This window comes from Aggregatibacter actinomycetemcomitans (assembly GCF_023518055.1).
Classification (GTDB): Bacteria; Pseudomonadota; Gammaproteobacteria; order Enterobacterales; family Pasteurellaceae; genus Aggregatibacter; species Aggregatibacter actinomycetemcomitans.
The window spans coordinates 950,406-974,457 of the sequence record NZ_CP085096.1; the positions used below are offsets into that span (position 1 = coordinate 950,406).

Annotated in this window: 23 protein-coding genes and 1 tRNA gene; 7 read left to right on the forward strand and 17 right to left on the reverse strand. The window is 46.3% G+C overall.

Translation table 11 applies throughout. The features are described from left to right. The first annotated feature begins 82 nt into the window (after positions 1-82). Positions 83-169, forward strand: a tRNA-Leu gene (locus tag LIN98_RS04880). A gap of 78 nt (positions 170-247) precedes the next feature. Here the strand turns inward: LIN98_RS04880 and LIN98_RS04885 are convergent. The 8 genes from LIN98_RS04885 to citC all read right to left on the reverse strand — a co-directional run bounded on the left by LIN98_RS04885 (position 248) and on the right by citC (position 8,775). After that, on the reverse strand, positions 248-1,747 hold the full coding sequence (locus LIN98_RS04885) for a disulfide bond formation protein B (RefSeq protein WP_005542626.1): 1,500 nt from the start codon (positions 1,745-1,747) through the stop codon (positions 248-250). 18 nt (positions 1,748-1,765) lie between these two features. Beyond that, positions 1,766-1,933 carry a hypothetical protein gene (locus tag LIN98_RS04890; protein WP_187372717.1) on the reverse strand — a complete coding sequence of 56 codons (168 nt, stop codon included), beginning with the start codon at positions 1,931-1,933 and terminating at the stop codon, positions 1,766-1,768. A gap of 92 nt (positions 1,934-2,025) precedes the next feature. Continuing rightward, positions 2,026-3,459 carry an anion permease gene (locus LIN98_RS04895; protein ID WP_005567839.1) on the reverse strand — a complete coding sequence of 478 codons (1,434 nt, stop codon included), beginning with the start codon at positions 3,457-3,459 and terminating at the stop codon, positions 2,026-2,028. Continuing rightward, positions 3,446-4,858, reverse strand: coding sequence for a triphosphoribosyl-dephospho-CoA synthase CitG (gene citG / locus LIN98_RS04900; protein ID WP_249856176.1), 1,413 nt, complete (start codon positions 4,856-4,858; stop codon positions 3,446-3,448). The genes LIN98_RS04895 and citG overlap by 14 nt, the downstream gene beginning before the upstream one ends. 193 nt (positions 4,859-5,051) lie before the next feature. Further along, entirely contained in the window at positions 5,052-6,554 is a 1,503-nt protein-coding gene (gene citF, locus LIN98_RS04905) for a citrate lyase subunit alpha (RefSeq protein ID WP_005567834.1), read from the reverse strand. A 14-nt stretch (positions 6,555-6,568) separates the two neighbouring features. Beyond that, a complete protein-coding gene (citE, locus tag LIN98_RS04910) occupies positions 6,569-7,444 on the reverse strand; it encodes a citrate (pro-3S)-lyase subunit beta (RefSeq protein ID WP_005567832.1) in 876 nt (291 codons plus the stop codon). Further along, on the reverse strand, positions 7,441-7,728 hold the full coding sequence (gene citD / locus LIN98_RS04915; protein ID WP_005541883.1) for a citrate lyase acyl carrier protein: 288 nt from the start codon (positions 7,726-7,728) through the stop codon (positions 7,441-7,443). Before citD ends, citE begins: the two co-directional genes overlap by 4 nt. A 39-nt stretch (positions 7,729-7,767) precedes the next feature. Continuing rightward, the gene (citC, locus tag LIN98_RS04920) at positions 7,768-8,775 is read right to left on the reverse strand and encodes a [citrate (pro-3S)-lyase] ligase (RefSeq protein ID WP_005572311.1); all 1,008 of its coding nucleotides are present in this window, start codon (positions 8,773-8,775) and stop codon (positions 7,768-7,770) included. A gap of 245 nt (positions 8,776-9,020) precedes the next feature. Here citC and corC point away from each other — a divergent pair, with 245 nt between their 5' ends. Together corC and lnt are read left to right on the forward strand one after the other, a co-directional pair. Then, positions 9,021-9,917, forward strand: coding sequence for a CNNM family magnesium/cobalt transport protein CorC (gene corC, locus LIN98_RS04925; protein ID WP_249856177.1), 897 nt, complete (start codon positions 9,021-9,023; stop codon positions 9,915-9,917). 391 nt (positions 9,918-10,308) lie between these two features. Next, positions 10,309-11,853, forward strand: a complete 1,545-nt coding sequence (lnt, locus tag LIN98_RS04930; protein ID WP_005567823.1) for an apolipoprotein N-acyltransferase — start codon at positions 10,309-10,311, stop codon at positions 11,851-11,853. Positions 11,854-11,915: 62 nt separating this feature from the next. Here the strand turns inward: lnt and infA are convergent, their stop codons facing one another. Further along, a complete protein-coding gene (gene infA / locus LIN98_RS04935) occupies positions 11,916-12,134 on the reverse strand; it encodes a translation initiation factor IF-1 (RefSeq protein WP_005541870.1) in 219 nt (72 codons plus the stop codon). 219 nt (positions 12,135-12,353) lie between these two features. Here infA and pepB point away from each other — a divergent pair, with 219 nt between their 5' ends. From pepB to dspB, 3 genes are all read left to right on the forward strand, one after another. Beyond that, the gene (gene pepB / locus LIN98_RS04940; RefSeq protein ID WP_005567820.1) at positions 12,354-13,661 is read left to right on the forward strand and encodes an aminopeptidase PepB; all 1,308 of its coding nucleotides are present in this window, start codon (positions 12,354-12,356) and stop codon (positions 13,659-13,661) included. An 11-nt stretch (positions 13,662-13,672) separates the two neighbouring features. Next, a complete protein-coding gene (gene ndk / locus LIN98_RS04945; protein ID WP_005567819.1) occupies positions 13,673-14,098 on the forward strand; it encodes a nucleoside-diphosphate kinase in 426 nt (141 codons plus the stop codon). Between the two features lie 135 nt (positions 14,099-14,233). Next, positions 14,234-15,379: a glycoside hydrolase dispersin B gene (gene dspB, locus LIN98_RS04950; protein ID WP_041915477.1), complete on the forward strand. Its 1,146-nt coding sequence runs from the start codon at positions 14,234-14,236 to the stop codon at positions 15,377-15,379. A gap of 89 nt (positions 15,380-15,468) precedes the next feature. Here dspB and apbC read toward each other — a convergent pair whose 3' ends face one another. Then, positions 15,469-16,581 (reverse strand): iron-sulfur cluster carrier protein ApbC, encoded by a 1,113-nt coding sequence (gene apbC, locus LIN98_RS04955; protein ID WP_005574220.1) that lies wholly within the window; start codon positions 16,579-16,581, stop codon positions 15,469-15,471. Between the two features lie 172 nt (positions 16,582-16,753). Here apbC and metG point away from each other — a divergent pair, with 172 nt between their 5' ends. Beyond that, a complete protein-coding gene (gene metG / locus LIN98_RS04960) occupies positions 16,754-18,814 on the forward strand; it encodes a methionine--tRNA ligase (RefSeq protein ID WP_249856178.1) in 2,061 nt (686 codons plus the stop codon). A gap of 133 nt (positions 18,815-18,947) precedes the next feature. Here metG and iscX read toward each other — a convergent pair whose 3' ends face one another. From iscX to LIN98_RS04995, 7 genes are all read right to left on the reverse strand, one after another. Next, a complete protein-coding gene (iscX, locus tag LIN98_RS04965; RefSeq protein WP_005546623.1) occupies positions 18,948-19,142 on the reverse strand; it encodes a Fe-S cluster assembly protein IscX in 195 nt (64 codons plus the stop codon). Beyond that, positions 19,142-19,483, reverse strand: coding sequence for an ISC system 2Fe-2S type ferredoxin (fdx, locus tag LIN98_RS04970; protein ID WP_005542241.1), 342 nt, complete (start codon positions 19,481-19,483; stop codon positions 19,142-19,144). Before fdx ends, iscX begins: the two co-directional genes overlap by 1 nt. Before the next feature lie 11 nt (positions 19,484-19,494). Beyond that, positions 19,495-21,345, reverse strand: coding sequence for a Fe-S protein assembly chaperone HscA (gene hscA / locus LIN98_RS04975; RefSeq protein WP_025298163.1), 1,851 nt, complete (start codon positions 21,343-21,345; stop codon positions 19,495-19,497). A gap of 20 nt (positions 21,346-21,365) precedes the next feature. Next, positions 21,366-21,887 (reverse strand): Fe-S protein assembly co-chaperone HscB, encoded by a 522-nt coding sequence (gene hscB, locus LIN98_RS04980; RefSeq protein ID WP_005567814.1) that lies wholly within the window; start codon positions 21,885-21,887, stop codon positions 21,366-21,368. A gap of 11 nt (positions 21,888-21,898) precedes the next feature. After that, on the reverse strand, positions 21,899-22,222 hold the full coding sequence (iscA, locus tag LIN98_RS04985; protein ID WP_005546629.1) for an iron-sulfur cluster assembly protein IscA: 324 nt from the start codon (positions 22,220-22,222) through the stop codon (positions 21,899-21,901). Positions 22,223-22,353: 131 nt separating this feature from the next. Then, the gene (gene iscU / locus LIN98_RS04990; protein ID WP_005542252.1) at positions 22,354-22,737 is read right to left on the reverse strand and encodes a Fe-S cluster assembly scaffold IscU; all 384 of its coding nucleotides are present in this window, start codon (positions 22,735-22,737) and stop codon (positions 22,354-22,356) included. 59 nt (positions 22,738-22,796) lie between these two features. Further along, a complete protein-coding gene (locus LIN98_RS04995; RefSeq protein WP_005546631.1) occupies positions 22,797-24,011 on the reverse strand; it encodes an IscS subfamily cysteine desulfurase in 1,215 nt (404 codons plus the stop codon). Between the last annotated feature and the right edge of the window lie 41 nt (positions 24,012-24,052).

The following is a 24,052-nucleotide window of genomic DNA, read 5'->3' on the forward strand; positions in this document are numbered from 1 at the left end:
AAAAATTTCATGTGTTTTTTGATTAACGGTTTTTATTTTTGTATAATCGGCGACGTTTTAATGCGTTATCGCAGAATCTTATGTCCGTGTGGTGGAATTGGTAGACACGTTAGGTTCAGGTCCTAATGCCTTAATCGGTGTGCAGGTTCAAGTCCTGTCGCGGACACCAAATCAAAAACGGTGCAGATCATCAAGGTCTGCACCGTTTTTTATCCTTGTTCAGCGATTTTATAATGTGAGTTGCTATTTATTCTTCAGTTAGAGAATAAAGTAAATTTTTGCCTTTTTCATAGCTAAGAATTTGCATTACACCATGCTTGAAAGTAATCCCCTGAGGGTTTTCAATACCATTAAATTCATAAACATGAGTGATTTCTCTTGTGATTGGATTTATTTCTAACACTTGAGAAAATTGCTTGCTTACTGCGTATAGATTTCCATTATAGGCAGTTAATCCTGTGATGTAATAATCACCTATACTTTTTCCTTCTGTTAGCGCTATTCCCTTTTTTACTTTCGGGGTGAATTCCTCAGAAAGAATATTGTCACTTTTATCGAAGCGGGAAATTATGAGCTTCTGATTTTTGGAATTCGGTACAGTAGCTGTATAGATGCTATTGTTTTCCGGTAAGTAAGCCATTGATAGAACGTGAAATAGGCGCGAGCGTACAGTGTTATAAGCACCACGGGCAGTTACAACATAATTATTTAGGCCTTCTATAAAACTCGGGTAGTTTTCTTTTGCAGTACGATTTGCATCTTCTTTAAAGAATACAAAAATTTTGTTCCACCCTAGTACGCCAAACTCATTTTCATTGAAGAATGCACTGCCTACCGGAATACGTCCATTAGCTCCGTTTAAATGATCTAACACGGAAAAGCGTTGAATTTCACTTAATGTATCATTAAGTAAGTATAATCCCCATTTTTCGGTGGAAATAAAGTATTTATCCTTTCCGTTATAAGCAATATCTGTTGCAGGGGCGTTTAGTGGTATGGTTATGGCTTCTTGTTTTTGAATCACTAATTTTCCGGTAGAAGACAATGGAGCTTGTCTTGCATCAGTCGTAAATTGCATAGCGGTTGTTGGTTGACTTGGCAAATCCGGTGCTTCTACATGCCAAGTATTGCGTAATGATGTCGGTCTGCTAAGACGTTTCCAGCTTTCAGTAGTCCAGTACCAATAATCGGAATTAAACGATAATCTTGCAGGATTACTAACTCCCATATTCGGAGGAAGTCCTGTACTTATGAATGCCTGAACCATATTGCCACAGATGACAATCATGAATATAGCCATACATGTTTTACTTAATATGTTCAATTGTTTATGAGATTGACTAACAAAGTTGTAAATATCTTTAGTAAAACAAAAAATTAAGGCGACAAAAATGAGAACTACAGCATGGATTACCATTGGCCAGCTATAAGTATGAGCACCTAAAATTTCAGCCCACCAACCTTGATGAATATCCCATGCAAAGCTGCCGGAGGAATGTCTAAAGCCGGCAAATATACCAAATACCGCGATAAATATTACCCAGCCGATATATTTAGGTTTTGGTCCATATCGTATTATTAGGAAAGTAAACATTACTTCAGCGAACATTAGCATACGGTGAGCCCAGCAAAGAATACAGGGGGACTCTTTATCAATAAAGCCCAGATAAAAAGAGGCAACACCCAAGACCGTTGCAATAGAAAGCGCAGATAAGCTTAGTATTCCATTGAATATTTTTTCATTCATGTTTTGCTCCTTACTCAATCAATAGGTAACACCCGGAAGAATCATTGTTTTCGTCGCCATAAAGAATACAAAAAATGCACTTAATACGACTACGCATGTAATCCTATAGGCTATTTTTTCTCCTTTGGGCTTAGAAAAAATTAAATAAGCCGCAGTCAAATATAAAAAAAGCTGTAACATTTCCATATATACTCCTTAAATTTATCTGTATTAAACGATATTTAGCGGTTAGTAAGTGAAGATAGAATCATTTTAGTTATTCTATATTTTTCTTACAACTAAGCTAAATTGAACAGGAATTCCCACCACGCCATACCGATAGTTAAGTGGACGATTAAGCTGCCGAAGGCAATGATGGCGCCGGCGGTCCACCAGGATTTGATGTCGTTATAGCCGGCTCCAAATGCAATCGGACCCGGACCGCCGCCGTAGTGCGTGACGGAACCACCGTAGGAATTGGCAAATAACAAGCCTAATGCCAATAATTCTGTAGGTGCACCGGCAACGTGACCGACGGTAGCGAATACCGGTACCATGGCGGCGACATAGGCACCGCCGGAGGCGAACAGATAACGCACGGCAACGCTGAGGGTTAAGATCACAATAAGGGCTAAAGTGCCTTGTCCTTCAAATTGTAGAACGGATTTTAAGGATTCGGCTAACCAGCCGAAGAATTGGGCTTTTTCAAGCAAGCCGGACATCCCGATAATACCGCCATACCAAATTAAGGTGTTCCAGCCGCCTTTGCTTTTTAGAATGTCATCCCAAGACACGATGTTCAGCACGATACAACACACCATAACAATTAATGCTACGATGGTCGCGTTGACGTTTAACGCAGAGGAGAAAATCCAGCCGAAGAGGGCAATGACGAATAACACGATTAACGCTTTTTCGCGGAATGACATTGGGCCGAGTTCTTCCAAGCCTTTTTTCGAGATGGCTTTGTTATCCACCTCTTTCATTTCCGGCGAGGAAACCCAGTAGCAGATTAACGGAATCACGAACAAGCACAGTAAACCAGGCACGGACGCGGCTAAGAACCAATGTAACCAGTCAATTTTGAAACCGAGAATCGGCGCCATTAAGGAAAGAGCGAGTGCGTTCGGCGCCATGGCGGTTAAGAAAATATAAGATGTAGTTTTTACCACCATGTACACGTTCATCATCAAATAGCGACCGGCTTTTTTCGGGCTTTTTTCCGGGTCGGAACCTAATGCCACGGCCACACTGTTGATGATAGGGAAGATAATCCCGCCCGAACGCGCGGTGTTGGACGGCGTTGCAGGGGAGAGCAGTAAATCCAGGAACATGGTCACATAACCCAAACGTAATGTGGTGCTACCCATGGCGCCGATCATGTGATAAGCAATACGTTTACCGAGACCGGTGATAACGAACGCGGAGCTTAATGTGAAGGCGGTAAAAATCAACCACGTGGTGCCTGATTTATAACCGTTGAGAATGTCGCCGGCTTTCAGAAATTCTGCTGCACCGCTAGTATTACCGATAATCGCGCCGGACACCGCAACCGCCGCCAGCAAGATTACCGGTTCGCCGTACGGTTTTAACACCAAGCCGACTATGGTGGCGATATAAACCCCAAGTAAACGCCAGGCGATCAGAGAAAGTCCCTCCGGCGCCGGCAAAATAAAGGTGACCAACGGTATGGCTACCAAGATCGCCAGTTTTGCATTTTTAGATAATGCCATGTGAATTACCTCTTAAAGTTTGAAAGAAAATCATCAGCGCCAACAAATCGGCGCTACCGCCTGCGCTTAAATTTCGCGCAATGCAGGCAGCATCAAATTTCATTAAGGCTTGTGTCAGTTTCACTTTATCCGACACAACGGTTTGATCTGCAAGCAGATCTTTCGCTGTTTGCTGCACAAAATGCAATCCTTCCATACCGCCGCGATGTACTACGTTCGTGTCGGCATTGGTCGCCATTAAATGCAATAACAGAATGAGTAAACGATGTTCCCAATCTTGTTGATGATCCTCATCCAACAGGGGCAACAACGTTTGAATTTGTTGAAAACCACTTTCCGCTTCGCCGCGCGCGCCGGTTAAACCGAATTGACGGAATAATCGCACGCCGGCGGTGATCGGCAAATGGTCGGGATAATGTTGTAGCTCGGCAGTTAAGCCTTGCGCAAATTGCGCCACCAAATCACAAATGGATTTAACCTCAAAAACCACCGCACTTTGCGATAAATCCTGCTGTTGCAACAAGCGCCCGATGGCGGCGCATACCAAACCAAAGGAAAAAATCGCGCCTTTGTGCGTATTCACGCCATGGGTTGCTTTAAACATCGCCTTTTCGGCAAGAACACCCAACGGACGAACCTGCGCTAAGATTTGCGATGGTGGCAGAGACGCCGTTTGCATCCCTTTTAATACGAACGCCGTAAAAAAAGGTGCCAAACTGACCGCACTTTGCTCGAAGGTTTGCAGGTTCATGTCCTTGTGCGCCCCGTTATTGATGGCATCCACCAAGCCGGGTTTCGGCGACAGTCGGGCTTCCTGAATTAATGCAGAACAAACTGCGTTGCCGATTTGTTCCGCCAAATCATGTTGTTGCGCCCGCTTGTGCGTTTCCGCCAGAATATCCGCAATACCATGGGCGCGCGATCTGGCACAGACTTTGGCATCCGCACCGCACACCAAACAGGTTCGCGGCGGCATACCGAAATCGCTTCGGCTAAGCAGATTGCCCTCATGATCAAACACATCCAAGTCCCAAAGACGGGCGAGAGGAAGGCTTTCTTCCAGTTCGATCATTGCCGCTTTCAGTGCTTTGGCGTCCATCGGCAACACAAAAAACGCTTCATGCCCCGTTTCCAACGGACGAATCCGTTCTGCGCTTGGGGTGATGGCTAACTGCGTAAAAAGTGCGGTGAGTTTTTCCAGCGTTTTTGCAAAGACATAATCCAGCAGGGCATTTTTTTTCACCCCGCCCACCGCGGTCAACGTGACGCAAAGCAACGTTTGACCGTACTGCGCCAATAGCTTTTGTTGCAGCAACGTACGCGCTTCCCGCGCAGATAAAAGCTGTTCAAGGGAGATTTCAGTTCCAGTGGTGGAAAAATGTTTTAGGGATATTGTCATAAAAATAACTGTAAAAATGACCGCACTTTATGAATGTTTAGTAATCGCTACTTATTTAGTTACTGTTACTTATTTTAGTAACCGTGACTTATTACGATGGAGCGCGTTTCCCGACGCGTGCCTTCATTTTCTTATTTTTTATCAGCGCGCGTCAGAAGGCGCGTGCTATCGGTTGAGCGAAGAAAGTCGCTCTTTATTCTTTCACCTGATAAACCGTATCAATCACCGTTCCGTCGCGATACCGCACGACCGCTACCGGTTTATCGGTAAACTCGATTTCTTTCGGTTTGCCGGTGAGGCTGTAAGCGCGTTCACACAGTTGCTCAATGGTGAATAACGGAATGCCGGCGGCGGTTAATGCCTCGATGAGATCCGGACGTTTCGGATTCACGGCGACGCCGTGGTCGGTGACTAAAATGTCGATATTTTCGCCCGGGGTCACGCAGGTGATCACGTTTTCCACTACGGTCGGGATACGTCCGCGTACTAATGGCGCAACGATAATCGCCACCGGCGCGGAAGAGGCGGTGTCGCAGTGACCGCCTGACGCGCCGCGAATCACGCCGTCGGAGCCGGTGAGTACGTTCACGTTAAATTTAGTGTCAATTTCCAAGGCGGAAAGAATGACCACGTCCAAACGTTCTACGGAAGCCCCTTTGGAGCTGTAGTTGGCGTATTGGTTGGCGGACACTTCAATGTGGTTCGGGTTGCGCGCCAGGGATTCGGCGGCAATGGCATCGAAGCTTTGTACATCGATCAGTTTTTTGATTAAGCCTTTCTCGTGCAGATCCACCATGCTGGCGGTGATCCCGCCGAGGGCAAAGTCGGCTTTAATGTTGTCGCGCACCATTTTTTCTTCAAGGAAGCGGGTGACCGCAAGGGACGCGCCGCCGGTACCGGTTTGTAAGGAAAAACCGTCTTTGAAATAACCGCAGGCAAAAATCACTTCAGCACATTTGCGGGCGATAAGTAATTCGCGAGGGTTGGTGGTCATGCGGGTGGCACCGCCGCCGATTTTTTTCGGATCGCCCACGGCATCCACTTGCACGATAAGATCCACTTGGTCTTGACCGATGCTAATCGGGTGGTGCGGATAGTCGGCGAATTCTTCCGTTAATAACACCACTTTGTCGGCAAATTCCGCATCCACACGGGCATAACCGAGTGAGCCACATTTGCTTTTGCCGCTGAAGCCGTTGGCATTACCGAATTTATCGCAGCAAGGCACACCTAAAAAGGCAACGTCGATTTTCAGTTCGCCGGATTTCACCAAATGCACGCGACCGCCGTGGGAGTGAATGTTAACCGGTTCGTCTAATAAACCGCGAGAGATTTGTTCTGCTAATTCACCACGAAGACCGGAAGAGTAGATTTTAGTCACTACGCCGTTTTTGATGTGTTCGATGAGCGGTGAGTGACTATCGATTAATGAACTGGAAGCGAGGGTTAAATTTTTGAAACCCATTTCGGTGATTTTATCCATCACCATGTTGACCACGAAGTCACCGGCGCGGAAGGCGTGGTGGAAGGACACGGTCATGCCGTCTTTTAAGCCGGAGCGTTTAATCGCGTCTTCCAACGAATCGCAGATTTTGCGATCTTTCGCCGTGCGGGCAAGGGATTCCGCTTTCGGTACTGCCTGATACACCGGACGATTGGCATTGAATTTTGCAATGCGTTGTTCTCTTGTTGTCATCTTTCTTATCTCCCTTACTCTTCACGAATGCCTGATTTGGCACGTTCTAACACGAGTTTCGCACGATCAATAATCGGCGCATCAATCATTTTGCCGTTTAATGAAACCACGCCGGACCCTTGGCGTTCCGCTTCTTCCGCCGCTTCAATAATGCGTTTTGCCTGATCCACGTCTTTTTGTGTCGGCGCGAACAAGTTGTGTAACAATTCAATTTGACGCGGATTGATCAAGGATTTGCCATCGAAGCCGAGCTGTTTAATTAACGCCGCTTCTTTCAAGAAACCTTCTTCATTGTTGGCGTTGGAATACACCGTATCAAAGGCTTGAATGCCGGCTGCACGCGCCGCTTGTAAAATGGAACAACGGGCGAATAAAAGCTCGATACCTTCCGGCGAGCGTTCGGTTTTCAGGTTGCGTACATAGTCTTCTGCGCCCAAGGCAATGCCGATTAAACGCTTGGAAGCAGTGGCGATTTGATTAGCTTGGGTGATGCCCAACGGCGATTCGATGGCAGCGAGCATTTTGGTGGAACCCACTTCACGTCCGCAGGCTTTTTCGATTTCGGTGATTTCGCGATCCATATCGATCACATCTTGCGCCGTTTCGGTTTTCGGCATCCGTACCACATCCACACCGGTACGCACTACGGCGTTTAAGTCTGCTAAACCAAATTCAGAATCTAATGGATTCACACGCACTACGGTTTCAATGTCTTTGTACAGCGGATGTTGCAGGGCGTGTGCCACCAACAAACGGGCGGTATCTTTTTCTTTCAACGCCACCGCATCTTCCAGGTCGAACATGATGGAATCCGGTTTATAAATAAAACTGTTACTTAACATTGCCGCATTTGAACCCGGCACGAACAGCATACTTCTTCTTAATTTCATAGCACCGCCTCCCAGTTAATGTTTTCGTCTGTGGCGCGTAACACCGCCGCTTTCACTCGTGCCTGTAACACGCAATCAAGGGCGCCCTTGTCTTCAATGATCACTTGCGCCGCGGTGACATTCAATTTGTTTAGCACCGCACGCACGGTCGCGTCAATTTGCTCACCGAATTGCTTGGCGACCGAGCTGTTGATTTCAATATCTAATGAATCAAAAGGCTGAATCCGTACTTGTGCGTCACTGGATTCCAGCGTGCCGGCAACGGCTGCTTTCGTTATCTTCATAGGTTTTTCCTTCTATTGGGTGATAATTAAAAAACGTTTTTAAAAACGACCGCACTTTTGCAAATAATTTAACGTGCTGCTTGGTACAAATTCCGCCAATGCCGTCCAATGCTTTTCGGCTAATAATTTTCTGACGACGGAGGCGGAAATGGCTTGCCCGTTGATGGTTTTACGCGGGATTTCGATGACGTCGATTTTCGGCGCGTCCATTTCGGCTTCCATCAGCCAGTAGAACATTTGGCGGTTGTATTCCGCGGTGACCGCGCAAGTCGGTTCCGTCCCCACAAAGCGGCGGTTAATGCCCAATGCGGGCGCGATATAACGGCGGAATAATTTCAAATCTACGGCAAAATAGCTGTCGTCGGTAATTTTTTGGTCTTTTAGGAAATAATCGGGAAAGGTGGCTCGGGAAATAATGTAGTCGGAGCCAGAATGAAGGGTGATATTGGTTAAATCGGCAATGCCTTGTTGGATTAATGTAAAACGTTCCTCGTAAGAAAATTGCGAGGCATCTTCACCCACCACGAATAAATGCAAGTGATCGCATTGTTGCAGCGCCCGTTCGATTAAATACCGATGCCCCAGCGTGAACGGATTGGCATTCATCACGATAGCGCCGATGTGCTGCCCGGGCACCCGCATGGCGCGCCATTTTTCGCATTGTTTTTGCAAGCGGGTGGCGCTGTTTTCCAGCAGCACGACGTAAGGATAAGCATCGGAGATGGTGTAAAAACCACAGGCGTTAAAGAGTTTTTCGTATTCGGGTTTGGTATAAATGAAGAGGTGGGGGCGATGGAGTTCGTAGGCGAGATTGACTAATTCGGTGCCGAGCTGCAAGGCAACACCGTTGCCGCGCTGGGATTCATCAATGACGACGCATTTGATGATGTTGCCCGCCAAACCGCCACAAACCGCAATCTGTTGCGCCTCGTCGTAGCCCACGATGAAATACTCGATTTGCGCATCTAAATCCAGTTCGTTTTTGGCTAAAAATTCGCGGATGGCACTGAGATCTTTATGCGCCGTAGATAGTCGCTCAAACTGCATTTGCCCTCCGAGAAAAAACGAAAAAAGTGGGCGTATTCTACTTGAGTTTCATCGTTTTTGCTAACACAAAAGGTGTATTGTTGATTTTATTCAGTTTTCTGCAGATTTTCTTTTTTGCCATGATTTTGTGACATAGCACAAAATTCGCAGAAAAAAACGACCGCACTTTTGTTCTTCCTTTTGCGCTTTCGGGGCAAATATGATACTTTTCGCCTGTCAATCCGACGGTAATATTTTTAATTTTTATGAACGAAGAACACTCGACCAACCAATCTGAAGTTACTAAAAAATCTTTTTTCCAATCCCTTTTCGGACGTTTCTTTCAAGGCGAGCTTAAAAATCGCGATGATTTAGTGGAAGTAATCCGAGATTCCGAACAAAACGATTTAATCGACCAAAATACCCGCGAAATGATTGAAGGCGTAATGGAAATCGCCGAGTTGCGCGTGCGCGATATTATGATTCCGCGCTCTCAAATCGTGTTTATCGAAACCGATCAAGATTTGGATTCCTGTTTGGACACCATCATCGAATCCGTCCACTCGCGCTTCCCGGTAATTGCCGATGCGGACGACCGCGACAATATTGTCGGTATTTTGCACGCCAAAGATTTATTGAAATTCCTGCGCGCCAATGCGGAAGAATTTAATTTGCTGACCATGATTCGCCCGACCATGATCGTGCCGGAAAGCAAACGAGTAGACAGAATGCTGAAGGATTTCCGTTCCGAGCGCTTCCACATGGCGATTGTGGTGGATGAATTCGGCGCGGTGTCGGGTTTGGTGACCATTGAAGATGTGTTGGAACAAATCGTCGGGGATATTGAAGACGAATTCGATGAAGAAGAAGTGGCGGATATTCGCCAGCTTTCCCGCCACACCTATGCCGTGCGGGCATTGACGGACATTGCAGATTTCAATCAACAATTCAATACCCAATACGCCGATGAAGAAGTGGACACCATCGGCGGTTTGGTGATGCAGGCATTCGGCTATTTGCCGAAACGCGGCGAAGAAATTACGCTGGATAACCTGCATTTTAAAGTTACCTCCGCCGACAGCCGCCGCATCATCCAACTCCGTGTCACCGTGCCGGACGAGCATTTGCCGGAGATGGAAAAAGAGGAAGAGGTTGTGGCGTAGTTTCTTCTTTCCCCTCTTTAGAAAAGAGGGGCGGGGGGAGAGTTGAACGATAACGGTGGCGCGCGTCTCCCGACCACAGCCGTTCGAAACATTATAATTCATTGATATTTTTAAATATCTTGCCTTCCTCCGTTTACGGGCAAGGTGCCCGAAGGGCGGAAGGGGGGATTTATCTTGATTTTTTCACAAGATCATGCTTAAAAATTGAGATTTTCCCCCCCCTCAGGGCTTCGCCCAGCTCCCCCTGTGAACGAGGGGAGCCAAGTTTTTTTTCTTTTTATATAAGTAGTTACAATGTTTCGAACAGCTGTGGTTTCCCGACGCGTGCCGTTTATTTCATTAAATAACGAAAATTTAGGAATTGCGTGAGAAAACGCGCGCTATCCCGCTTATGAACAAATATTTCACTTATCTTATCGCACTCATTTTCGGCGCTGCCGGCGTGTTTGCCTTTGCACCCTTTTATTATTGGGGCTTGTCTTACATCTCCCTGTTCGGTTTGATTTGGGTGATAAAAACACCGCAAAAATCCACCGCACTTTTGTCTGCCTTTTTATGGGGCTTGAGCTTTTTTACCTTCGGCGTGAACTGGCTGCACGTCAGCATTCATCAATTTGGCGGCGCGCCGTTGGCGTTGAGTTATTTCTTGGTGGTATTGCTGGCAGCGTATTTGTCGTTGTATCCGCTCCTGTTCGCCTATTTAGTACGTCGTTTGCAGGTACAACGGGCGGTACTTTACCCCGTGCTGTGGACGTTTACCGAATTCCTACGCGGTTGGGTGTTTACCGGTTTCCCTTGGCTGCAATTCGGTTATACCCAAATTGACAGCCCCTTTGCCAGAGTAGTGCCGATTTTCGGCGTGACGGGTTTAACCTTCTTCGTGATGTTTATAAGTGCGGTCATTTTTAACATCGTTTCTGCACTGACAACCCCGCCGAAAAAAGCCAATGTGGCGGTGGCGAATGCGTTGATTTTGATGGTTATCGGTGGCGTTGCCGCTTACACGTCGCAACTCAACTATGTAAAAGAGAACGCCGAAAAAGCCCTTAATATTACTTTGGTGCAGGGCAATATTGAGCAAAATCTGAAATGGGATCCCAATTATTTGTATCAAACCATGGAAAATTACGGGCGTTTGATTGGCGATAATCTGGGCAAAACGGATTTGATTATTCTGCCGGAAGTGGCGTTTCCGACCTACGAAAATGACATTCAGCCTTTTTTCCAAGCCTTGCAATCATTGGCGGAAAAAGCGGATACGGAAGTGATGGCGGGCACGCTTTATCAGGATGAAAGCGTGGGTAAATCGCTTAATTCCATTGTGGTGGTGGGCAACAAATCCGCCCCTTATAGTATGCAAACCGAGAACCGTTACAACAAACATCACTTAGTGCCGTTCGGCGAATATGTGCCGCTGGAAAGCATTCTGCGCCCCCTCGGTTCGGTGTTCAATTTGCCGATGTCCGCTTTCCAAAGCGGCGATGCGGTGCAGAAACCGTTACAGGCGAAGAACCTGAACTTCACGGCGGCGATTTGTTACGAGATTATTTTAGGCGCGCAATTACAACAAAATCTTACGGCAAGCAGCGATTTTATCGTCACCATTTCTAACGATGCCTGGTTCGGCAACTCCATCGGTCCATGGCAGCATTTGCAAATGGCGCAAATGCGTGCGCTAGAGTTCGGCAAGCCGGTGATTCGCGCCACTAATACGGGCGTTACTGCCTTTATTGATGCTCAGGGTAAAATCGTGGCGCAGGCACCGCAATTCGTGGAAACGGTGTTAACCCGTAAAATTGCACCGACCGAAGGCAAAACGCCGTATGCCGTGTTTGGCAATATGCCGTTGTATACCTTAAGTGCGGTGTTTTTCTTGTTGCATTTACTGGGAATGTGGCTACAGCGTATCATGCTGAGAAAGGCGCAAAAAGACTAAAGAAAAAAGTAAAAACACCGGATAAATGCCGGTGTTTTTGTTTTGGGTGATTAAGCCGACAATTAACGGCTGCGGAAAATGATGCGGCCTTTACTTAAATCGTATGGCGTCATTTCTACGGTGACTTTATCGCCGGTTAAGATACGGATGTAGTTTTTACGCATTTTGCCGGAAATGTGAGCAGTTACCACGTGACCGTTTTCCAACTCAACGCGAAACATGGTATTTGGCAAGGTTTCTAAAATCGTGCCTTGCATTTCAATGGAATCTTCTTTTGACATTTAATCCTCTAAAATAATTAATCAGTGCTACCGCCGGTTTCCGTTGGCGGAATCTTGTACAAAAATTCGGTGCGGATTATACCGTTTTTGTTGATGGCAAGAAAGTTTTTTAAATCAAGAAGCCTGCCGGAATCGGTTTTTTCTTCGATTCATGGTGAGAAAATCCGTAAAAGCTGATATATTAAAAACGATTATCATTTGTTTCCAATGGGAGAAATTATGTCCATGCAAGTTTTGCTTTCGAACCAACCGGCATCTGCCGCGTGGGGCGAAAAAGCGTTAATCAGTTTCAACGAAGATAAAGCCACCATTCATTTAACCGATTTTTCCGACCGCACTTCCGTACAAAAAGCCGCACGCAAATTACAAAATCAAGGCATTTCCAATGTCACATTAAGTGGCGAACATTGGCAGCTGGAAAATTGCTGGGCGTTTTATCAAGGCTTTTATAATGCTAAGAAACACTTCAAGGTTCAATTCCCGACCTTATCTGCCGCACAACAGCAGGAACTGAATCATCGCATTCAATGCGGCGATTTCGTTCGTGAAATCATTAATTTACCTGCCGCTATTTTAACCCCGGAAGAACTTGCCCAGCGCGCGGCGAAGTTTATCGTTCAAACGGCAGAGCAACAGGGCAAAAAAAGTGCGGTTGGTTTTTCCATCGTTTCTCGTGAGGAGTTGCTTGAGCGCGGTTACCACGGCTTATGGCAGGTGGGAAAAGGCTCGCAAAATCTGCCGGCAATGTTGCAGTTGGATTTCAACCCGACGGGCAGCCCTGATGCGCCCGTGCTGGCGTGTTTGGTAGGCAAAGGCATTACCTTTGACAGCGGCGGTTACAGCATTAAACCGAGCGACGGCATGAGCACCATGCGCACCGACATGGGTGGCGCGGCGTTATTAACGGGTGCGTTGGGGTTGGCAATTTTACGCGGCTTAAATCAGCGGGTGAAATTATTCCTTTGCTGCGCAGAAAATTTGGTCAGCAGTCGTGCCTTTAAATTGGGCGACATTATCCAGTATCGCAACGGCGTGACCGTGGAAATTCTGAACACCGACGCGGAAGGACGCTTAGTGTTGGCGGACGGTTTAATTGACGCCGATGCGCAACAACCGCAATTTATCGTGGATTGCGCCACTTTAACGGGTGCCGCAAAAGTCGCCGTCGGCAACGATTATCACAGTGTGTTGTCTATGGATGATAACTTGGTCGGCGAATTATTCCGTTCTGCCGAGCAGGAACAGGAAGCGTTTTGGCGTTTGCCGTTTGCGGAGCTACATCGCGGACAGATTAAAACCGCCTTCGCCGATATTGCCAACACCGGCACGGTTCCCATCGGCGCAGGTGCCAGCACTGCCACCGCTTTTTTATCCTATTTCGTGAAAAATTATCAACAGCATTGGCTGCACATTGATTGCTCCGCCACCTATCGCAAAACGCCAAGCGATTTATGGGCGACCGGTGCCACCGGTATTGGTGTGCAAACTTTAGCCAATCTATTAATTACTAAAGCAAATCAACAGTAAGAGGAGGTTACATGAGCTTACAACGAACATTATCCATTATTAAACCGGATGCGGTGAAACGCCACTTAGTCGGCGCAATTTTGGCGCGCTTTGAGCAACAGGGTTTTAAAATTGTGGCAGCAAAAATGTTGCATTTAACGCAGGAGCAGGCGGAAGGTTTTTATGTCGAACACCAAGGCAAACCTTTTTTTGTGTCGTTGGTGGAATACATGACATCCGCCCCTGTGTTGGTTAGCGTATTGGAAAAAGAAAACGCCGTGCAGGATTACCGCACTTTAATTGGCAGTACTAACCCTGAGAACGCTGCCAAAGGCACGATTCGCCGTGATTTTGCCTTAAGCCAACAGGAAAACTCCGTACATGGTTCCGACAGTCCGGAAAGTGCTGCCCGTGAAATCGCCTATTTTTTCGTGAGCGATGAGATTAGTCATTATTAGGATCGAACAATAAGCCCTTTCGTGAAAACAGAATGGCTTTTTAACAGAGAAGTGTGCTCTGTTTTTTTATATTAATTTAATTATTTAATGAGAGTAAGTTAGCAAAAGGTTACAAAACTTCTACAAGGAATTTTTATGAATTATATTAAGAAAATTATTTTATCTCTTTTCCTACTGGGACTATTTAGCGTGTTGAATTGTTGCGTAAAAGGCAATTCCATATATCCGCAAAAAATAAGTACCAAGCAGACCGGATTAATGCTGGACATCGCCCGACATTTTTATTCACCCGAGGTGATTAAATCCTTTATTGATACCATCAGCCTTTCCGGCGGTAATTTTCTGCACCTGCATTTTTCCGACCATGAAAACTATGCGATAGAAAGCCATTTACTTAATCAACGTGCGGAAAATGCCGTGCAGGGCAAAGACGGTATTTATATTAATCCTTATACCGGAAAGCCATTCTTGAGTTATCGGCAACTTGACGATATCAAAGCCTATGCTAAGGCAAAAGGCATTGAGTTGATTCCCGAGCTTGACAGTCCGAATCACATGACGGCGATCTTTAAACTGGTGCAAAAAGACAGAGGGGTCAAGTATCTTCAAGGATTAAAATCACGCCAGGTAGATGATGAAATTGATATTACTAATGCTGACAGTATTGCCTTTATGCAATCTTTAATGAATGAGGTTATTGATATTTTTGGCGACACGAGTCAGCATTTTCATATTGGTGGCGATGAATTTGGTTATTCTGTGGAAAGTAATCATGAGTTTATTACGTATGCCAATAAACTATCCTACTTTTTAGAGAAAAAGGGGTTGAAAACCCAAATGTGGAATGACGGATTAATTAAAAGTACTTTTGAGCAAATCAACCCGAATATTGAAATTACTTATTGGAGCTATGATGGCGATACGCAGGACAAAAATGAAGCTGCCGAGCGTCGTGATATGCGGGTCAGTTTGCCGGAGTTGCTGGCGAAAGGCTTTACTGTCCTGAACTATAATTCCTATTATCTTTACATTGTTCCGAAAGCTTCACCAACCTTCTCGCAAGATGCCGCCTTTGCCGCCAAAGATGTTATAAAAAATTGGGATCTTGGTGTTTGGGATGGACGAAACACCAAAAACCGCGTACAAAATACTCATGAAATAGCCGGCGCAGCATTATCGATCTGGGGAGAAGATGCAAAAGCGCTGAAAGACGAAACAATTCAGAAAAACACGAAAAGTTTATTGGAAGCGGTGATTCATAAGACGAATGGGGATGAGTGAAAATAGATTGCTAACGCGTGTTCAAAATAAAAGTGCGGTCAATTTAAAAAACATTTTTCAAATCGACCGCACTTTTTATCTATCCCTTCCTAATTCACTTCTCGGAACATAATTTCACTCGGGATTACGGAGCCTTGCCAGTAGAGTTCGCTTGCGACTTTTTCTGCTAATTGTAGGAAGCTGTGGGCGATTTCGCTGTCCGGGGCGGCGATGACGGTCGGTTCGCCGCGATCCAGATCTTGACGGAGGCGGATGTGCAACGGTTGCTGACCCAATACTTTGATGTTGTATTTATCCGCGATGCATTCCGCGCCGCCGGTGCCGAAGATGGCTTCTTGGTGACCGCAGTTGCTACAAATATGCATGGACATATTCTCTACAATGCCCAATACAGGCACGGAAACCCGTTCAAACATGGCGATACCTTTTACCGCATCCAATAACGCAATGTCTTGCGGTGTGGTGACGACCACCGCGCCGGTGACCGGAATTTGTTGGGACAAGGTGAGCTGAATATCGCCGGTGCCCGGAGGCATATCGATGACGAGGTAATCCAAGTCCGGCCATAAAGTTTCTTGTAATAATTGGCTTAAGGCACTGCTTGCCATCGGGCCGCGCCAAATGGTGGCGTTATCTTCGTCCATGAGAAAGCCGATGGAGTTGGCGTATAAACCGTGTGCTTGAATAGGGGTGATGTGTTTGTTGTCCGGCGATGTCGGGCGTTGGTGCGGTGCGCCGAGCATATGCGGAATGGACGGTCCGTAAATATCCGCGTCTAAGATGCCCACGCGTGCACCTTGTAGGTGCAAGGCGATGGCGAGGTTCACGGAAATGGTGGATTTGCCCACGCCGCCTTTGCCGGAGCTCACGGCAATAATGTTCTTCACGCCTTTTACCGCCGGGTGATTGTTGGCGCGTTTTAAGGTGGCGATTTGGTAGTTAAGCTGCCATTTCGCGTTTTTTGCGTCCGCTATCTGTTTTAACGGTGCGGTCAAAGCATTTTTTAAGTCCGCAAAGGCGGTGTTCCATGCAAAAGGCATGGTGATTTCAATGCGTAAGGTGTCGCCGCCTTTTTCAACTTTCTTTAAGGTATTGAGGGAAATGAGATCTTTTTGCAGGGTAGGGTGTTGAAAGTCTTTGAATAACCGAACAATCCGTTTCTTTTGTTGTTCCGTTAAATTTTCTGAAAATAACGTCGCCATAATGTCGTCCTTTCTAATGTAGCAAATTAGTTCGCTATATTTAATCACTCCCGCCTTTATCTGTTAAGTTAAAAATGTCTAAACCATGATTAAACTAGAAAAAATACCCTCAATAAGGTAACATAAGCGCCAATTTTTTCCCTGTTTTTCACGAATTCTTAAGGTTAATATTATGTCGAATAATAAACGTAAAATCCTCGTGACTTGTGCCTTGCCTTATGCCAATGGTCCGATCCATTTAGGGCATATGCTGGAACATATTCAAGCGGATATTTGGGTGCGTTTTCAACGAATGCGCGGCAATGAAATTCACTTTGTTTGTGCCGATGACGCGCATGGCACGCCGATTATGTTAAAAGCCGATCAAATGGGCATCACGCCGGAACAATTGATTGATGATGTGCGCCAAAAACACATGGCGGATTTTGCCGGCTTTAACATCAGTTTTGATAACTACCACTCCACCCATAGCGAAGAAAATCGCGAACTTTCCGAATTAATTTACAACCGCTTGAAAGAAAACGGTTTTATTAAAAGCCGTACCATTTCTCAATTATATGATCCGGAAAAAGGGATGTTTTTGCCCGATCGTTTCGTAAAAGGCACTTGCCCGAAATGTAAATCGCCTGATCAATACGGCGATAACTGTGAAGTGTGCGCGGCAACTTACAGCCCGACGGAATTGATTAGTCCGCGTTCTGTGGTTTCCGGTGCGACGCCGGTGATGAAAGACTCCGAACATTTCTTCTTTGATTTGCCGAGTTTTGAAGCCATGTTGAAAAACTGGCTGGGTTCCGGTTCCTTGCAATCGGAAGTGGTGAATAAAATGCAGGAATGGTTTGAAGCGGGTCTGCAACAGTGGGACATTTCCCGTGACGCGCCGTATTTCGGCTTCCAAATTCCGAATGAGGAAGGCAAATATTTCTATGTGTGGCTGGATGCGCCGATTGGCTATATGGCGTCCTTCAAAAATCTGTGTAAACGCGAAAGCCACATTGATTTTGACGGTTTCTGGCGCAAAGACAGCGACGCGGAACTGTATCATTTCATCGGCAAAGACATTATGTATTTCCACAGCCTGTTCTGGCCGGCAATGCTGGAAGGTGCCGATTTCCGTAAACCGAGCAATATTTTCGTGCACGGCTATGTGACGGTGAACGGTGAGAAAATGTCGAAATCCCGTGGCACTTTCATTCAAGCGGCAACTTATTTGAAGTACTTGGATCCGGAATGTTTGCGCTATTACTACGCGGCGAAACTGAGCAATCGCATTGATGATTTGGATTTGAACTTAGAGGATTTCGTACAGCGCGTGAATACGGATTTGGTGAATAAACTTGTTAATTTGGCTTCCCGTAATGCCGGCTTTATTCAAAAACGTTTCGATGGAAAATTGGCAGCGAGTTTGGACGATCAAGCCTTATTTGATGAATTTATTGCTCAATCGGAACAGATCGCCGCTTATTATGAAAACCGCGAATTCGGCAAAGCCATTCGTGAAATCATGGCGTTAACGGACAAAGCCAATAAATACATTGATGACAAAGTCCCTTGGGTGATTGCCAAAGAAGCAGGCAAAGACGCGGAATTACAAGCGGTTTGCTCTATGGGCATTCAGTTATTCCGCGTGCTTATGGGCTATTTAAAACCGGTGTTGCCGAAACTTGCCGAACGGGCGGAAGCCTTCCTGCAATCTAAATTAACTTGGGTGAATTTGGCGCAACCATTGCTAAATCACCCAATCGCCCCGTTCAAAGCCTTGTTCTCCCGTTTGGACGGCAAACAAATTGAAGCCATGATCGAAGCGTCCAAAGCGGAAAATGCACAGGTCAATGCACCTGCCACGGCGAAAAGTGCGGTCAAAAATACCGGTGAATCTGCGGGCGGCATTGAGCCGATTGCGGAAACTATCACCATTGACGATTTTGCCAAATTGGATTTACGTGTGGCGAAAGTGTTGAAATGCGAAGCCGTGCCGGAATCCAATAAATTATTGCGTTTTGAATTGGATTTAGGCGATCACAAACTCCAAGTGTTCTCCGGTATTAAAGCGGCTTACGACAAACCGGAAGAATTAGAAGGGCGTTTTGTGATTATGGTGGCAAACCTGGCACCGCGCAAAATGAAATTTGGTGTATCCGAAGGCATGATTTTAAGTGCGGGAACGGGCGGTGCCGATTTATTCTTGTTGTCTGCCGACGAAGGCGTGACGGCGGGAATGCAGGTGAAGTAGTCAATAATGACAAATTTATCGGACAGACTTTATGTCTGTCCGATAACCCGATGATATGAAAAGGACAGGCATAAAGCCTGTCCTTATAGTTAAAGTCTGCGATTAAAGTGCGGTTGCTTTTCCGAGAGAATTTTTACTCGTACTCTTCCAACCACTTCAGCAAAATGGCTTCTAAAATGGATTCGTTAGATTTTTGCGGATCGTCATCAAAATTGTCCAGCTCACAAATCCAGCGGTGCAGATCGGTAAAACGCACGGTTTTTGGATCCAAGTCCGGGTTATTGTCATACAAGGTTTCGGCAATTTGCTGCGTGTCAGTCCATTTCATTAATGCGCTGCCTCATTTGCGTGGTTGATGTTATATTTCGGAATTTCCACCACTAAATCTTCATCACCGATGATACATTGGCAAGACAAGCGGCTGTCTATTTCCAAGCCCCAGGCTTTGTCTAACATATCTTCTTCCTGGTCGCATGGTTCATTTAATGAATCGCCGCCTTCGCGCACCACCACGTGGCAGGTGGTGCAGGCGCAGGAACCGTCACAGGCGTGGTGAATTTCCACGCCGGCGTTATGGGCGACCTCTAATAAATTGTCACCGGCGGCGGCATCAACCACCATGCCTTCCGGGCAAAACTCTTCATTGGGTAAAAAAATCACTTTTGGCATGCTAAACGTCCTCATTTTCCTACAATATCTTCAACGGATTGACCTGCCAGCGCGGCGCGAATAGATTTATCCATACGGCGTGCGGCAAAGTCCTGCGTTGCCAGATCTAATGCTTTGATTCCTTGCTTGATAGCAATGTAATCTTCTTGTTGTTTTAACTGTTCCAACGAAATAATCGTATTTTTGACCGCACTTAATTCGTCGTCATCTAATAAATCATAATCTTGCGCCAGTGCCGAACGCACGCTTTCCAGTACGCGCTCTGCTTCCACCCGTTGTTCCGCCAATAAGCGCGCTTGAATGTCCTCTTTGGCATTTTCCATGGAGGCCTTCAACATATTGGCGATTTCATCGTCCGTTAAACCGTAAGACGGTTTTACCTGAATGGACGATTGCACGCCGGTGGTTTTTTCCATGGCAGTGACGCTTAATAAACCGTCCGCATCTACCTGATAAGTCACGCGAATATGCGCTGCGCCGGCTGCCATTGGTGGAATGCCGCGCAGGGTGAAACGGGCAAGGGAGCGACAGTCGGTAACCATTTCCCGTTCCCCTTGTACGATATGCACGGACATGGCGGTTTGCCCGTCTTTAAAGGTGGTAAATTCCTGCGCTCGCGCCACCGGAATGGTGGTGTTGCGCGGAATGATTTTTTCCACCAAGCCGCCCATGGTCTCAATGCCGAGGGACAGCGGAATCACATCCAATAACAACAAATCAGAATCCGGTTTGTTACCGGCAAGAATATCCGCTTGAATCGCCGCGCCTAATGCCACTACTTTGTCGGGGTCAATGGAAGTTAGCGGTTGTTTTTGGAAAAACTTACCCACTTGTTCACGCACGTAAGGCACGCGGGTGGAGCCACCCACCATGACTACTTCGTCCGCTTCTACGCCGGCGTCTTTTAAGGCGCGACGGCAAGCTAACAGCGAACGTTTGACTAAAGGCTGAATCAGTTCGTTAAATTGTTCGCGGGTGATGTTGCCCAACCAATTGCGGTAATGGATCTGTGTTTCCGTTTCGTGGCTGAGGGTTAATTTAAGTTGATTGGCTAATTCAATGAGTTCGCGGTATTGGCTGTCGTTTTCCGGTTTCATCGCGGATTGTTCGATAATCCAATTCGCCAATAATAAATCGAAATCGTCGCCGCCCAGCGCCGTGTCGCCGCCGGTTGCTAACACTTCAAACACGCCACGGGAAAGGCGTAAAATTGAAATATCAAATGTGCCGCCACCCAAATCATACACCGCAATGACGCCTTCTTGTCCGCTATCCAAACCGTAAGCGATGGCGGCAGCGGTGGGTTCGTTGAGTAAACGTAGTACATTTAATCCGGCGAGTTTTGCCGCGTCTTTGGTGCTTTGGCGTTGTGCGTCGTCAAAATAGGCGGGGACGGTAATCACCGCGCCCACGAGGCTTCCGCCCAAGCGCTGCTCACCAAGTGCGGTCAGTTTTTTCAGTATTTCTGCAGAAATTTCAATGGGGCTGCGGGCGCCTTGTGTGGTTTGCAGTAAAGGCAAGCCGTTTTCGCTGGCAACAAATTGATAAGGTAAATTAGGGTAGCGTTGTTGAATATCTGCCAGGCTGCGACCAATTAAACGTTTGACGGAAATTACGGTATTTTGCGGATCATGCACCGCAAGTTCAGCAGCTTCATAGCCCACGATAATCTTGTCATCGCCGCCAAAATGCACCACGGACGGCAACAACGGGCGATCTTGCCCGTCGAGTAAAATTTCGCTGTGGCCATTGCGCACGGAGGCAATGAGGGAATTGGTGGTGCCGAGATCAATGCCTACCGCCAGTTTATGTTGATGCGGTGCGGCGCTTTGACCGGGCTCTGCAATTTGAAGTAATGCCATGTTATATCTCGATGTTTTTATTATAAATCAAATAGATTTTCTTCAACCCGTTCAATTTCGGCTTGGAGTTTTTTGATAAAACGTAATTTATCCGTAATCGCCCGCGCCGTTTGCCATTGTTGTTCGTTAAGTGCGGTGGATAATTCCGTTAAAATGGCGCTGCGGGTTTGCTGAATTTCTTGGCTGAAAGCGGTTAATTCGTTGGCATTTTTTTGCTGTTCGATATTTTCCAGGGTTTCCCGCCATTCCATTTGCTGCATCAAAAAGGCAATATCATTGGTGCTTTTTTCTTCTACGTTTTCCGTTTCGCCGGTGTTGATGTCGATAATGCTGTCGGCGCGTGCGATGGGATCTTTTAAAATGCGCAGGGCATCATTAATTTCCGCCGATTTTTGAATAGCGAGGCGCTGTTCCTGTGCGGAAGCCGCGGAGAAATTATCCGGATGTAGGGATTTTTGCAGCGCCAGATAACGTTCGTTTAATAACGCCGCATCCACTTGAAACGCAACGGGCAAATCAAATAAAGCAAAGGGATTGTTCATAACTGTCTCAATTATACGTTAAAGCTTTCACCGCAACCGCATTCGTCTTTCACGTTCGGATTAGCGAATTTAAAACCTTCGTTTAAGCCTTCTTTGGTGAAATCCAATTGGGTGCCGTCTAAATACACTAAACTTTTGGTATCGACGATGACTTTCACGCCGTGTTGCTCAAACACCTGATCGTCTTCGTTTAACGCATCCACAAATTCCAGCATATAAGACAAACCGGAACAACCTGAGGTTTTGACGCCTAAGCGCAAGCCGATACCTTTTCCGCGTTTTGCTAAAAATGTTTTCACGCGATCTGCCGCGCTTTCGGTGAGAGTGATAGACATATTTTATTTCTCCAAAACTAACAAATCGGACGATAACCGCGATCTTTCTTAATTTAGAAAAAGACAAAAGTGCGGTGGAATTTTTCGGTGTTTTGAAAAACATACAGAAAAGCGACCGCACTTTTATGTTATTAAGAACCTTTTTTCGCTTTGTAATCGGCAATCGCCGCTTTAATGGCGTCTTCTGCCAAAATAGAGCAGTGAACTTTTACCGGCGGTAATTCAAGTTCTTCGGCAATTTGGCTGTTTTTGATCGCACCCGCTTCTTCCAGGGATTTGCCTTTCACCCATTCGGTGATTAAGGAGCTGGATGCGATGGCGGAACCACAGCCGTAGGTTTTGAATTTCGCATCTTCAATAATGCCGTCGTCGTTGACGCGGATTTGTAACTGCATAACGTCACCACAGGCCGGTGCACCGACCATGCCGGTGCCGACGGCGCTGTCTTTTCTATCCATTGAACCGACGTTGCGTGGGTTTTCGTAATGATCGATAACTTTGTTACTGTATGTCATTTTTCTGTTCCTTTCCTAAAATAATGTGGCTAATCAGGCGGCTTCCATCGCCCGTCGAATTAGTGGGCTGACCACTCAATGGTGTTTAAATCAATGCCTTCTTTGAACATATCCCAAAGCGGGGATAATTCACGCAATTTTTCTACCGCACCTTTCATCAGGCTTACGGTATAGTCGATTTCTTCTTCCGTGGTGAAACGACCTAAGGTGAAACGAATAGAACTGTGTGCTAATTCGTCGTTACGACCTAATGCACGTAGGATATAAGACGGCTCCAGGCTGGCGGAAGTACAAGCGGAACCGGAGGAAACCGCGATGTCACGCAACGCCATTATTAATGATTCACCTTCTACATAGTTGAAACTGATGTTCAGGTTATTGGCGACGCGGTGTTCCATAGAACCGTTCACATAGGTTTCTTCGATGTTTTTTAAGCCGTTGTACAGGCGATCGCGAAGGGCTTTAATGCGAGGAATTTCCGTTGCCATTTCTTCTTTAGCAATCCGATAAGCTTCGCCCATGCCGACGATTTGGTGTACTGGTAAGGTACCGGAACGCATACCGCGTTCGTGTCCGCCGCCGTGAATAATGGCTTCTAAACGAATGCGTGGTTTCCGACGCACATATAAGGCGCCGATGCCTTTTGGTCCGTATAATTTGTGGCCGGACATGGACATTAAATCCACCGGCAATTCGGCAAGATTAATTTCCACTTTGCCAACGCTTTGGGTTGCATCTACATGGAAAATAGTTTTGTTGGCGCGGCACAGTTCACCGATAGCCTTGATGTCTTGAATCACGCCGATTTCGTTATTGACGTGCATGATTGAAGCTAAAATGGTGTCCGGGCGTAATGCCGCTTTGAATTTTTCCAAATCGATTAAACCGTCGGATTCCGGTTCCAAGTAAGTGACTTCAAAGCCTTCGCGCTCCAATTGACGGCAGGTATCGAGCACTGCTTTATGCTCGGTTTTGCAAGTGATAATGTGCTTACCTTTGGTTTGATAAAAATGCGCAGCGCCTTTAATGGCGAGGTTGTCGGATTCCGTTGCTCCGGAGGTAAACACGATTTCACGGGAATCGGCACCGATTAAATCGGCAATTTGATTACGGGCAACGTCGACCGCTTCTTCCGCTTGCCAGCCGAATTTGTGCGAACGGGAAGCAGGGTTACCGAAAACACCGTTGATGGTTAAATATTCCATCATTTTTTTTGCTACACGTTCATCTACCGGACAGGTTGCCGCATAATCTAAATAAATGGGTAGTTTCATTATTCACTCCTAAATAGTTATAATTTGACCGTACCTAGCTA